The 13,781-nt window shown below is 41.6% G+C and carries 10 protein-coding genes and 1 pseudogene; 9 read left to right on the plus strand and 2 right to left on the minus strand.

Annotated features, from left to right (window positions below; all coding sequences use genetic code 11):
- Nucleotides 1-156: 156 nt before the first annotated feature.
- On the minus strand, nt 157-1,020 hold the full coding sequence (locus FN809_RS05480; RefSeq protein ID WP_142532492.1) for an AraC family transcriptional regulator: 864 nt from the start codon (nt 1,018-1,020) through the stop codon (nt 157-159).
- Nucleotides 1,021-1,379: 359 nt separating this feature from the next.
- Between FN809_RS05480 and FN809_RS18055 the strand changes: the two genes are divergently transcribed.
- Entirely contained in the window at nt 1,380-1,508 is a 129-nt protein-coding gene (locus tag FN809_RS18055) for a hypothetical protein (protein WP_262709416.1), read from the plus strand.
- A 119-nt stretch (nt 1,509-1,627) separates the two neighbouring features.
- Here the strand turns inward: FN809_RS18055 and FN809_RS18170 are convergent.
- Nucleotides 1,628-1,711, minus strand: a pseudogene (locus tag FN809_RS18170) (DUF4372 domain-containing protein); the annotation flags it as partial.
- Nucleotides 1,712-1,846: 135 nt separating this feature from the next.
- Between FN809_RS18170 and FN809_RS05490 the strand changes: the two are divergent.
- The 8 genes from FN809_RS05490 to FN809_RS05515 all read left to right on the plus strand — a co-directional run bounded on the left by FN809_RS05490 (nt 1,847) and on the right by FN809_RS05515 (nt 13,772).
- Nucleotides 1,847-3,664, plus strand: a complete 1,818-nt coding sequence (locus tag FN809_RS05490) for a right-handed parallel beta-helix repeat-containing protein (protein ID WP_142532493.1) — start codon at nt 1,847-1,849, stop codon at nt 3,662-3,664.
- A gap of 360 nt (nt 3,665-4,024) precedes the next feature.
- Nucleotides 4,025-5,197 (plus strand): FN3 domain-containing metallophosphoesterase family protein, encoded by a 1,173-nt coding sequence (locus FN809_RS05495; RefSeq protein ID WP_142532494.1) that lies wholly within the window; start codon nt 4,025-4,027, stop codon nt 5,195-5,197.
- A 7-nt stretch (nt 5,198-5,204) separates the two neighbouring features.
- Nucleotides 5,205-5,471 (plus strand): hypothetical protein, encoded by a 267-nt coding sequence (locus tag FN809_RS05500; RefSeq protein ID WP_142532495.1) that lies wholly within the window; start codon nt 5,205-5,207, stop codon nt 5,469-5,471.
- 9 nt (nt 5,472-5,480) lie between these two features.
- Nucleotides 5,481-5,630: a hypothetical protein gene (locus tag FN809_RS17705; RefSeq protein ID WP_185957461.1), complete on the plus strand. Its 150-nt coding sequence runs from the start codon at nt 5,481-5,483 to the stop codon at nt 5,628-5,630.
- Nucleotides 5,617-5,784, plus strand: a complete 168-nt coding sequence (locus FN809_RS17710; protein WP_185957462.1) for a hypothetical protein — start codon at nt 5,617-5,619, stop codon at nt 5,782-5,784. The genes FN809_RS17705 and FN809_RS17710 overlap by 14 nt, the downstream gene beginning before the upstream one ends.
- A 111-nt stretch (nt 5,785-5,895) precedes the next feature.
- On the plus strand, nt 5,896-7,992 hold the full coding sequence (locus FN809_RS05505; RefSeq protein WP_185957463.1) for an alpha-N-acetylglucosaminidase: 2,097 nt from the start codon (nt 5,896-5,898) through the stop codon (nt 7,990-7,992).
- 25 nt (nt 7,993-8,017) lie between these two features.
- Nucleotides 8,018-10,537 carry an alpha-N-acetylglucosaminidase gene (locus FN809_RS05510; protein ID WP_142532497.1) on the plus strand — a complete coding sequence of 840 codons (2,520 nt, stop codon included), beginning with the start codon at nt 8,018-8,020 and terminating at the stop codon, nt 10,535-10,537.
- A 73-nt stretch (nt 10,538-10,610) separates the two neighbouring features.
- Nucleotides 10,611-13,772, plus strand: a complete 3,162-nt coding sequence (locus FN809_RS05515; RefSeq protein WP_185957464.1) for a glycoside hydrolase family 2 TIM barrel-domain containing protein — start codon at nt 10,611-10,613, stop codon at nt 13,770-13,772.
- Nucleotides 13,773-13,781 lie beyond the last annotated feature (9 nt).

Below are 13,781 nucleotides of genomic sequence, written 5' to 3' on the forward strand. Positions count from 1 at the left end.
GGATATCAGATTAATGCAACTTGAAAGTGGTGAAAAATACTTGAATTCAACAAATAAAAGGAGTAAAATTCCAAATAAATCATCAATTGCATATCGTTGATATACATATATTTGCGGGTTTGTTGGCAGTCGTTGAAATAATTCTCTACCATTTTATTATATGTAGTCCGAAGGATTTTTGCTCGTGTATTTTTTAAAAACAGTAGCGAAGTACGATGGCGAGCTAAAATTTAATTCATACGCGACACCTGAAACTGATTTTTGTTCGGGAAGCATTATTTTGGCAGTATTAATTTTATTTTTCATAATGAAATCCATGGGTGTAGTTCCTATTTCTTTTTTAAACCGGTGCTTAAAGTGAGAGAGGGAAAGATTTGCTTTATCTGCAAGGTGGGTAAGACTGATTTCTTCCTTTATATTGTCGCAGATAAACGTACATATATTGGCGAAGGTATCACTAATGGTTATTTTTGAAGATTTCTCACCGTATGCTATAATATTTAATAAAAAGCTTAACAACAGGTTTGTTATTTTAATCTTTTTATAAACATCGTTCTCATTGTTGTTATAGATTTGAAATATTTTTTCAATATCATTTTTAACCCCATGCGGCACTTTAAACAAACGGTTTTTATTTAATTGCAGCAGCCTATCCACTAATAGTTTGGTTTCAATGCTTCTAAGGTTAAGTAATTTTTGTTCATTTCGGGGAATATGGATAATCAACCAAAACAATTGGCCTTTTTCCTCCGGAAAACCTTTGGTTCCATGCTCTTCTCCGGGAAACGTTAGCAGAATATTTCCGCCCGTCATATGGTAATCCTTCCCTTCTATATAATAGTACTGTGAACCTTTGTCAAGAAAGACTATTTCAAGCATATCATTGTGTCTGTGCATTTCCAGGCCTTTTTTCATTTCCCGATAATTGTACTTCCCGATTACTTTTGCACTCCGAAAACCTAAGCGTTCTAAATCAATTATAAAACGTTCTTTTGTTGATTGCTTATCTAGCCCTTTCATCTTTGAATTAGTATTGTCGCACTAAAATTAACAATATCTATTGAAACCATCGGTATGTTTGTGAATGAAACGAGCCATGAGACCATTTCACACACAGCGAGGTCATTTTGGTTGAGTGCCCTTTTTGTCAACAGAAAAGCCCGTCTGTAGAAAGGACACGCAAAAAAGCATCTAGAAATGAAGTTCTTGCGAATGCGTTTAAAATAAGAGTATTTATAAGTTATAGTATTATCATGAAGAAAGAGAGTGTCCTACTTGTTACCATCTTGCTTCTGTTATCACCTTACGTTGCTTCAAAAGGCACGAGCTTTAAGAGTGATCATAATCCCGGGCATAAAGCAGAGTTACGCATATTAACTATGAATGTTTTAAACTCGAAGATGCATGAGGGCTGGAATGATACCGGTTGGAACGGAGCAGGGTGTTCCAGAGGGGAGCAGGTAGTAAAAGTGATGATTAAAACAAAGGCGGATATTATTTGTGTGTAAGAATATTTGCACAATGATTTTGGGACTGGGAAACATGGGAGCAGGAAATTGACTGGATAGCCCTCAAAAACTACAAAAAGCATAACCACGACATGGTGGTAGGTCGTGATTTTTTTTACATCCCGCTCTGCACCATGTTCTTTGGCTATTTTTCTAATATCGCTCTTGTCAAGGAACTTTAATAGTTGATTAAATATTGGCATCGGCTAAAAATTGTACTTTTACCCATGGCTAAATTTTTGTCTCGAAAACTCAAAGATAGCCAAACCGGGTTGGTCTGAAAAATGACCGCCCGGTTAAATGTTTCTGCCGGACACTAATGTAAATAAATAAGGAGTATGACACATGTTCGTTTTATTTTAATTCAGTTAATTTTTCTGATTTCTGTTTCAGGATTTTCAGAAGAACTTAAACTAACCGACTTTGGTGTTAAACCCTGGTCTTTTCAAAATGCCTCCCCTGCCATTGCTAAAGCACTTGAGTCAGTGAGAGGCCGGGAAAATGTGGTTCTGAAATTTCCCGGCGGGCGCATTGATCTGTGGCCTGAAGCTGCGGTGAAAAAGGAGCTCTATATTTCCAACACGACTGAAAACGATACCCTGTCAAAAGTAAAAAACCTGGGTATCTGCATCGAAGACTTTTCTAATATAACCCTTGAAGGAAATAATACCCTGGTTGTGTTGCATGGCAAAATGGTTTCATTTGCCGTTTTAAATAGCCGAAACGTTACCATCCGAAATATCCGATTCGACTACGAGCATCCTACCATGGCGGAATTAAAGATAGTTGAAGTCTCCAATGACCGGACAAAACTGGAGACCCACCCGGATACAAAATTTGAAGTACACGATGGGCAGTTACTGTTTTACGGTGAAGGGTGGGGGACCAGGCCGATGCACACGGTTATTGTAAAACCGGCAGAGGACAAAGTGTTTCGTAGTTCATGGGCACCTTTTGCTCAATTTAAGGCAACAAAGGAGTCATTTAACACCATTGCTTTTGATGGCGATGTTTCAGAAGCAGGTTTTGAAACTGGTGATATCCTTACTATTCGCAATCCATACCGCGACAATTGTGGCGGGTTTATCAACCTCAGCCAAAATGTTGTGCTTGAAAATGTGAAGATGCACTACATTCACGGGATGGGCATTGTGTCGCAGTTCTCCGAAAATATAACATTCAAGAAAGTGGAAGTGGCCCCCCGTGAAGAATCCGGGCGAACCATTGCAGCTTTTGCCGATTGTTTTCATTTCTCGGGCTGCAAAGGATTGATTGAAGTGGATAGCTGTCGCACTTCGGGTTCGCACGACGACCCGATGAACGTGCACGGCACCCATCTTAAAATTACAAAGATTGAAGAAAAGCAGCTCACACTCCGTTTTATGCACCATCAAACCTATGGATTCAAGGCCTTTTTTGCCGGTGATTCAGTGGCTTTCGTGAGACCGGAAAACTTATTGGTCTATGATTTTGGAATAGTGAAAAGAGCCCACCTTATCTCCAAACGCGAAATGGTGCTGGAAATGGTGGACAGCCTACCCACAGATTTAAAAGAAGACGATTGTCTCGAAAATATAACCTGGACGCCGGAGGTAATCGTACGTAACAATCATTTTGAACGGACCAGTACCCGCGGATTGCTGGTAACCACCCGGCGAAGAGTTTTAATAGAGAATAACACCTTCTACCGTACAGGGATGCACGGTATTTTAATTACCAACGATTGTAATTTTTGGTACGAATCCGGTCCGGTACGCGATTTAACCATTCGCGGGAACCGATTTGCGCAATGCCCTTTCAAACAAGGGGATAGAGGGTATGTTATTTCCATTCAACCCGAAACCCATAATTTTCCGAAAGGCAAATACATCCATTCCAATATCCGCATTGAGGATAATGTTTTTGAATGCGCCGGTAGCGCTGTATTGTTTGCCCGCTCGGTGAATCATTTGAAATTTAAGAATAACGACGTAAACTTAAAACCCTTCAATCCATCAGAGAATGCCACGGTTGCCACCTTTGATCTAGAACATTGCAGAGATGTAGAGATAGATAATAATCGGTTTACCGGATTTGAAGGGGAAAAATTGAACGTCAAATACATGTCAAAAACGGAAATCAAGACCGGGAGGAGAGTATTTAAGCAGGGTTTTTAGTCCATATGCTTTTTGCCAAACATGCTCAACCCCTTGTCGGTTCGAACCGCTACCCAAGTTTTATTGGAAACTAAAAGGAAATGACAGCGCATTGGGCAGCTTTTTTTTGGCCTGAAGGACCTGAATCAATAATATAGGGCATCGCACTTTACCGACCCTGAAGGGGCTCTCGCTCAACACGCTGGAATTGTGGATGTTATAAAATTATGTCATTGGCAGTTCTTTAAAGCGAGTAATCTGTTGATGATAAGTGTTTTATTTGGTGCAGTTATGTGTCCAAAAAGCTAAATAAGTCATATGGATCAGCTATTAATACGGATATCAATTAAAAATAATTAGAGAATATAAAAATTACAAATTATGAAAAAGAGCTTTTATTTAGTTGCATTTATTGTCATGGCTTCCTGGTCTTCGTTTGCGCAAGAGCCGGCCTTCACTATCACACATGGCCCATACCTTCAGGCACTGACCGAAAGCGAAGTAACGATCGTATGGACTACCAACCGCAAGGCCATTTCATGGGTAGAATTGGCGCCCGACGACGACACCCATTATTATCAGACTGAGCGGCCACGGTCGTATGCCGAATCTTATGGATTTAAATCGGTAGATTCGGTGCATGCAGTTACACTTTCCGGGTTGAATCCGAACACGACCTATCGCTATCGGATCTATTCCCAGGAGGTGCTGAGTCACGTAGGCACCAAAGTGCTGTATGGTGATATTGCAGCAAGTAATGTTTACCGCCAAAAACCATTAAAATTCACCACCAGTAATCCTTCAAATAGTGAAGTTTCCTTTCTGGTATTGAACGATATTCACGGAAACAACGATTTAATGGAAACTTTGCTGGAAAATACCGATTGGGAACAAACCGATATGGTGTTTTTTAATGGGGACATGACCAATGATATCCGCTCGGAACAACAGCTATTTGGAGACTTTCTGGATAAAGCGGTTGAACTGTTTGCCGGCGAAACTCCCATGTATTATGCCAGGGGGAACCATGAAACCCGTGGCAACTTCGCGACTACTTTTCCCCGCTATTTCCCCACCCCCACCAACCAATTGTATTACATGTTCCGTCAGGGGCCGGTTTGTTTCGTGGTGCTCGATAGTGGCGAGGACAAGCCTGATTCGGACCTGGAATACAGCGGGATTGTTGCGTTCGATAATTACCGTACCCAACAGGCCGAATGGCTGAAAAAAGCCGTAAAGCAGGATGTTTTCCGGGATGCTTCTTACCGAGTGGTGATTGTTCACATGCCCCCGTTTGGTGGGTGGCATGGTGAGGAAGAAGTCGCACGAAAATTTGTGCCCGTGCTGAACGATGCCGGAATAGATGTCATGTTATGTGGCCACCTTCACCGTCATGTTCATAAGAAGGCAGGCGAAGGGCAAAAATTCCCGGTCATAGCCAATTCAAATAAAGCCATTATCAAAGCTCAAACTAAAAACGCAACATTAAATATCAATATCTTCGGAGCAGATGGAAAGTTGGTAGATTCATTACAGATTCAATCAAGAAAATGAAGACATCATGAAATTATCACTCTTGTATGTTTTGGTTTTATTTTCTGTAACATTAAGCCTTGCACAAATACCCTACCTCGTGCTCACTGAGCCCTGGTCCGAATCTTTTGGGAACCATCGGGTGGTGCTGGAGGGGAACCGAAGTGCTCCGGCTGCTTCCCCCGATCTTTTGTGGTGGTGGCACAATCGTGATTCTCAGGTTAAAAGATTCCTCATTGTGCATACCGTTCTTCTCTTTACCTCAATAAGAGCTGTTCAGTATAAAATAGTTTAATATTTTATCATGATAGATAGTTTAGATACGTATGATGCCTGGCAGGGGTATCGGAAAATGACAGGCTCTACAAAGTTGACATCCAGAGGATTTACATGGTCTTATACTACTTGGGATTATAAGGAAAAAACGGACGACGATCGCATTGACTTTATTTAATTATAAGTCTAACGGGAATAGGATTAAACTAAAGGAATCATTATTGGTGGGAGAAACACCAAAATATAAAATTGAAGGAGATGGTGTGGATATTCAGGTTAATCCATGGCCTTCGGACCATAGGGCCGTATTAAGTATATTCGAAGTTCAATAAATATCAGATATGTTTAAAAAAAATAAACAAAGGCAAATCATTCTGCGTATTGTGCTATTATCAATGATGGCTTTTTCTATAAGCAGCTGTTCTGCTAAAAACAGCTCCAATATGACGGTGCAAAATTTGACCAACCGCTTATTATCTCCGGAAGAATCAAAGCATTTTATTTTTGAGGATATAGATTCATCCGGGAAGGATAGGTTTGAGTTAAGTACCCGGGATGGCAAAATTTTAATTAAAGGAACTAGTCCTGTGGCCATGGCTTCCGGACTAAATTGGTATCTAAAATATTATTGCAATAGCAGTGTTTCATGGAGCGGCAATCAGATAAATATTCCGAAACCATTGCCGGCAATAGATGGCATGGTGAGCAAGCAGTCGGCGTTTAAATACGCCTATTACCTCAATTATTGCACCTTTAATTATACAATGTCGTTTTGGGACTGGGAAAGATGGGAGCAGGAAATTGACTGGATGGCCATGAACGGGGTTAACCTACCCCTCGCCATAACCGGGACGGAGGCGGTTTGGTACAATGTGCTAAAAAGGCTCGACTATTCCGACGAGGATATCCTGAAATTTATTCCCGGACCGGCATTCACGAGCTGGTGGCTGATGACGAACCTGGAAGGTTGGGGAGGTCCTATATCAATGGAGTACATGAGCCAGCAGGTGGAGTTGCAAAAGAAAATATTAAAAAGAATGCGCGAATACGGCATGGATCCCGTACTGCCCGGATTTTACGGGATGGTGCCCAATTATCTGAAAGATAAATATCCTGATGCCGATATTCGCGACCAGGGCGTGTGGGCCGGAGGTTTTAAAAGACCTGCCTTCCTAATGCCCACCGATTCATTGTTTTTAGAAATTGCAAATATCTTTTACGAAGAACAAAAAAAGCTTTTTGGCGAGACGGAGTATTTCTCGGGTGACCCTTTTCATGAGGGAGGGAGTACCACGGGAATTGATCTGCCTGCTGCCGGCAAGAACTTGATCGGGAGTGTGAAGAATGTTTATCCCAAGGCAAAATGGATTTTTCAGGCATGGCACGCCAATCCGAGATCGGAGATGTTATCTAAAATAGATGGAGAAGATATTTTGATCCTGGATTTAGACGCCGACAACAATCCGCAATGGTCTCAAAAGAACGCATGGGACAATAAAAACTGGATATGGTCCACTATCACTAATTATGGCGGTAATGTGGGAATGTTCGGACGATTGGACGTCATTAACCGTGAGCTGCTGAAGGCATTGCAGAAACACCCACAAAGCTTAAAAGGCATTGGGGTTATGCCCGAGGCAATAGAGAATAACCCGGTGGTATATGAGCTTCTGTATGAATTCAGATGGAGAAATTCCAGTGTAGATATGGATGCCTGGCTGGCAGATTATGCACACAGGCGATATGGCCCTTTCAATGCAAACATAAACAAAGCATGGGAAGTTTTAAATAAAACTGTGTATGGAAAAACATTAGGATTTTCCAATCAGCAAGGAACAAATGAATCCCTATTTTGTGCCCGTCCTTCTAAAAATATCACCGGCGTATCTACCTGGGGAACAACAAAAATCCATTACAATCCAAAAGATTTGCTCGAAGCATGGCATTTGTTCGTCCGGGAATCAGCGGTTTTAAAAGAGAGCAGAAATTTCCAATACGATTTGGTGGACATCACCCGGCAGGTGCTGGCAAACTATGCACAGGTTTTGTATGCCGATATGATGCACCATTATAAAAATAAAAACCTGGACGCTTTTGTCGTGGCAAGTAAAAAATTTACTGATTTAGTAAAGGAACAGAACCAGCTGCTGAATTCAAAAAAGGATTTTATGCTGGGATTTTGGTTAGAGGCCGCAAAGTCAAGAGCTACCAATACTGCCGAGAAAGCTTTGTTCGAGTACAATGCACGGGCGCAAATTACCACCTGGAGCTTTCAGGATTCAAATTTACACGACTATGCCCACAGGGAATGGGGTGGTATGCTGTCTGACTTTTACCTGCCGAGATGGGAAATGTTTATATCTAAGCTTGCCTCAGAGTTAAAAGGAGGAAACCCCGGGGAACTCGATTATTATTCCTTTGAAGATAGTTGGAATAAAGAACATAAGAATTTTCCAACTAAAGAACAAGGTGATTGCATAGTCATTGCAAATGAATTATACAGTAAATACTACGATGAGATAATAGCATCGTATAAGTAAAGGATTTTTATATTTTTTAAAAAACATGAAACACACTTTAGTTTTTATCTGGATTTTGATTGTATCAGTCGGAGTTTATGCTAGTGAAAAAGGACAAATAAATAAGATTGAAGAACAGTCAATCATTCATTCGGCCAGAGGGGTATTAAGCCGTGTTTTAGGCGAACGGGCAGCTTCAATTCAGCTGAGGGTTTTACCGACAAAAAACGGCGCTGACACCTACAAATATGTATGTGATAATGGCGTATTAAAAGTCAGTGGATCCAGCGTGTCCGCGATTGCCCGGGGAGTGTACGATTACCTGAAAAGCAATCACCTGGGCATGCTCGACTGGAGCGGTCCGCAATTTCGTTTGCCCGGGCAATGGCCTAAGGCCCAGTTGACGAAAAATACAACTCCCTTTCGCATCCGTCATGCCTATAACGTTGTTATATCGGGTTATACCACACCCTACTGGGATTGGGAGCGATGGGAGCAGGAGCTGGACTGGCAGGCCATGCATGGTTTTAATATGCTCATGGCGCCGGTTGCTACTGAAGCGATAGCCCAACGGGTATGGAAACGGTTGGGACTTACCCAGGAAGAAATCGATGAATTCAATACCGGTCCGGCACACTTACCTTGGTCGCGAATGGGGAGTATCTGCCAGGTGGGAGGCCCTTTGCCTTCGCATTGGCACGAGGATCAAATAGCCCTTCAGCATCAATTGTTAAAGCGGATGAAAGAACTGGATATCAAACCGGTAATCCAGTCGTTTTGTGGATTCGTACCCAAAGGATTGAAACGGATTTATCCCAACACGGTATTTCATAATACTTTGTGGAATCCCGGTTTCCCCGAATCACAACGACCGGTGCTCATCATGCCCAATGATGATTTATTTGCCACAATTACCAGGATGTACATGGAGGAATGGCAAAAGGAGTTTGGCACGGCGGATTATTTCCTGGTAGATAGTTTTAACGAGTTGGAACTTCCCAAAACGGGTAAGCCGGTAACTGAAATGCTTGCCGACTACGGCGAGAAAACTTTTAATGCCATAAAAGCTGCAGCCCCCAATGCAACCTGGGTAATTCAGGGCTGGATGTTTGCTTATCAACGTCATATCTGGAATCCCGAGACGGTAAAAGCGCTCTTTAGCCGGATTCCCGACGATCGGGTGCTGATACTGGATTATGCCAATGATTACAACAACAACTGGGAGCCGATGAATGCATTTAACGGTAAGCAGTGGGTGTATGGATTTGTGCCCAACATGGGAGGAAAAACAGCTTATACGGGCGATCTCTCGTTATACGCTGCGGGGGCCGCCCGGGCATTTCATTCCCCTGACAAGAAAAACCTGATGGGGTTTACAATATCTGGCGAAGGACTGGAAAACAACAATGTGGTGTATGAATTATTGACTGATGTTGCATGGTCCAACGATTCTATAGACTTGGACAATTGGTTGGTGCAATATAGTTTGAACCGATATGGGGGATGTCCCGATGCCATAAAAAAGTCCTGGGATATGTTGCGGAAGAGCTGTTATAAAAATCTGGTGGATCATCCGCAAATGGGCTGGCAAACCGGCAAATGTGCTTATGGAAGGGTGAATCGCGATCCGGAGTTTTTTAAAGCTGTAGCGCTTTTTTTATCGTGTAGCGAGCAGTTGCAGCATTCGCCTAATTATCGGGCAGATGCCATCGAAAGAGCTTCCCTTGTTTTAGGATTGAAAGCTGATGGATGGTTTAAGGCAGCCAAAGAGGCTTATGCCGAAGGGAAAACGGCGGTAGGCGACCGGGCCGGGAAACGCGGATTGGAATTATTGACGGAGTTGGATCGCCTGTTGGAATCGCATCCGCTCAATAGGCTCGATCTGTGGCTGGATTTTGCCCGTGCTAAAAGCGATAATCCGGAGCTTCAACAGTTTTATGAGTCCAATGCCCGTCAGATTATCACAGTATGGGGGCCTCCGGTAAACGATTACTCCTGCCGTATTTGGAGTGGCCTGGTGCGCGATTTTTACCGGGAACGAATGGTTCAGGTACTTGCATCGTTGAAAGGGGGCCAACCTTTCCATAAAAATGCCTGGGAGCTGGCCTGGGTTGCGAAATCAGGAGTAAGTAAAATTCAGCCTTATGACGATCCCCTTGCTGCGGCCGGCCAATTGGTTCAAAAAGCATTGGATGAAGAATTGCCCAATTTGTCCGTTGTCGGCGAAAATGTGGTGGGCCAATGGTCTCCTGCTAATGTTTCTGAAGAGTGGAAAACCATTGAATGGGTTATATCTTCAGACCAGCTTAAAAAGATAAGGGCTGTACGTTTTGTTTATGCACAGGGCAATCATCGACTCGATATCCGGGAGGTCTCCATTGTTGCCGATGGAAAAATTGTCGCAACAGATAAGCATGATGGCTTTGCGGGTAAACCATCTCGTAAAAATCGATATCACTTAAATATTCCGGCTGAAGCTACCGGAAATAATGGATGCAGTATCAAGGCCGTAATAAAAAGCAATGGAGGAACGGACTCGTATGGTAGCGTGGAGATTAAAAATTGAAAACTGTAAATGTTGTCAGCTTCCTTTTCGATCCATCGGCATTTAAACCCAATGAATATAAGCAATGCAGAATATGAAGATTAATACCTTAATACTGTTGGCTTTGGCTTTTGTTTCTATAAAAGCCCAAAACCCGAATGATTGGGAAAACCCACAAATAATCGGCATAAACAAAGAACAAGCCACGGCAACTTTTTCGTCGTATGTAAAAGAAGCAGATGCTTTAGGGTTTAAACAAACCGATACCGAAAAATCCTTAAACGGAAAGTGGAAATTCCGTTGGGTAGCAAAACCCGAAGAACGTCCGTTGGATTTTTACAAAACAGATTTTGATGTTTCAGGGTGGGATGAAATTGTGGTACCCGGCAACTGGCAAATGCAGGGCTTTGGAATCCCTATTTATACCAACATTAAATATCCTTTCGAAAAAAAGCAACCTTACGTAACACAAAAACCGCCAAAAGAATATACGAGTTTTGCGCTTCGAAATCCGGTCGGAAGCTACAAACATGAGTTTGAAATTCCGAATGGCTGGATGAATAAAACGCTTTTTATAAAATTCGATGGTGTAAAATCCGCGTTCTATTTATGGGTAAATGGCCAAAAAGTTGGTTACAGCCAGGGAAGTATGACCCCTGCAACTTTTGATATATCAAAATATGTAAAAGCTGGAAAAAATTCTATCGCGGTTGAAGTTTATCGTTGGTCAGATGGAAGTTATCTGGAATGCCAGGATATGTGGCGGCTTAGCGGAATTTATCGCGATGTAACACTGATTGCCAAAAACAATACTTTTATTCGCGATTTTATTATCACCACGGATTTTGATGAAAGCTATGTGGATGCAGACCTAAATATTAATTTGGTGGTTAAAAACACCTCAATGGAAGTAGCAAAAGGATATAGCGTACAGGCAACCGTTTTTGATTCACACAATAATATTGTACAGCAAAGTGATAAAGCGCTGCTGGGCCGGATTCCTGAAATTCAACCTGAAAAGGAAGAAGCAATAAACCTTAATATGAAGGTGAAAAAACCACTGCATTGGAATGCAGAAACTCCTAATTTATATTCTGTTCTTTTTCAATTATCAGATTCAAAAGGGAAAGTAATTGAGAATATACCATGGAAATTCGGTTTTAAAGAGGTTGAAATTGAAGGTTCTTTATTCAAAATTAACGGGCAGTTGGTAAAACTCAAGGGCGTTAACCGCCACGAGCATCATCCACGCACTGGACGATATGTTGACAATGAAACCATGTTGGCTGATATAAAATTACTTAAACAATGCAACATAAATTTCGTACGTACAAGTCATTATCCTACTTGTACGGAATGGTATAAACTGTGTGATGAATATGGCATTTACCTGATGGATGAAGCCAATCAGGAATCGCACGGCTACAATATTGGGAACAAGATCCTGGGCGACAATCCAGATTGGAAAATAGCCCATGTTGACCGTGCTGTTTCAATGGTTGAGCGCGATAAAAACCACGCCAGTGTAATTGTGTGGTCGCTGGGTAACGAGGGCGGCAGGGGACAAAATATGAAAGCCATGGCAGAAAGTGTCCGCAATATTATCCCAAAAGCTGTGGTGTTTTGCGACAGCGATATGGACGCTTCCGATATATACGATTTTTCATACATCCATCCTGATAAGCTAAAAACATTGGTTGAAGAACACACCGACCGTCCAATTTTAATGCGCGAGTATGCCCATGCCATGGGAAATTCCTTGGGTAATTTAAAGGAATATTGGGATGTAATTTACGCTTTCGACCGTTTTGCCGGAGGTGCAATCTGGGATTGGGTTGACCAGGGAATTGCTAAAAAAATAGATGGTTCACCATTAAAATATCCTGAAAATCCGGAAGACTTAACTTTGAAGGATAACGAATTTTATGCCATTGGCGGAGATTTCGGTGACTACCCAAACGACCAAGAGTTTTGTATTAATGGATTAATTGCACCCAACCGCAAACCTAATCCACATTATTTTGAAGCACAAAAAATTCATCAATCCATAAAATTTGAGATGCTTGACGCATCAAACAAAACCTTGAAAATTACCAACCAATACGATTTTATTAATCTGAATGAATTCGATTTCGATTGGTCGTTAAAATTAAACGGAAAAGAAATTTATGTTGAAAAACTAGACCAACTGGATGTTTCTCCCGGGGAAGAAACTACAGTCGCCATAAAATACCCCGAATTAGATACTGAAAAAGGGGAATATACTCTGAGTATTTTTGCCCGCTTAAAAGAAGAGGCACAATGGGCATCAAAAGATTTTGTGGTTTCCAAAGAGCAGTTTTTACTAAGCGAATTTATTTTACCTGAATTGGGTGCAGACAAAACTAAAACGCTAGGCTATTCCGAGAGTCAAAATTCAATTGAAGTTAAAGGAGAGGATTTTACGATTGATATTGACGCAAAAAATGGTGCATTAATAAGTTTTGTTTTTGGTAATAAGGAATACATCACCAATCCTTTGGAACCCTATTTCTGGAAACCGCCCAACGATAATCAGGAAAGGAACAATTATGTACGACGATTGGGCGATTGGAAAGGTGCAGCTAAAAACAGGAAAGTCGCAAATGTTAATGTCAGTGAAAACAAGCAGGACAATCAAATTACCATTGATTTTGATATTCAACCGGATAAAATTGATGCAGACTATAAATTGACCTACACCATTGGCGCATCGGGAAAAATATATGTAAATGCCGCCTATCACCCAAAAACAAGCTCTAATCCGTTAATCCCAAAATTCGGTTTCCGATTGGCTATCCCAAAGAAATATTCACATATTGAATGGTATGGCAGAGGGCCGCACGAGAATTATCCCGACAGAAAACATGGCGCATTATTGGGATTGTATAAATCTGAATTAAATGATTTTATTACACCGTACATTTCTCCACAAGATAACAGCAACCGATGCGATACACGCCTGGCTAAATTTACTGCTAAATCGGGGCAAGGAATTACTATTGAAGGAATTCAATCCTTTTCATTCCGTGCCTGGCCCTACCTGGAAAGTGACTTGGAAGCAGCAAAACACAACCATGAGATTGAACAGCGAGATTTCATCAACATAAATATCGACTCGAAAATTCATGGTGTCGGAGGCGATGATTCATGGGGTGCCAAAACACATAAAAAATATACGATTGATGGTAATAAACCAATTTCGTTTGGATTTATTTTACATGTATTGACAAATTGAACTTAAAAC

This window comes from Saccharicrinis carchari (genome assembly GCF_900182605.1).
Lineage (GTDB): Bacteria > Bacteroidota > Bacteroidia > Bacteroidales > Marinilabiliaceae > Saccharicrinis > Saccharicrinis carchari.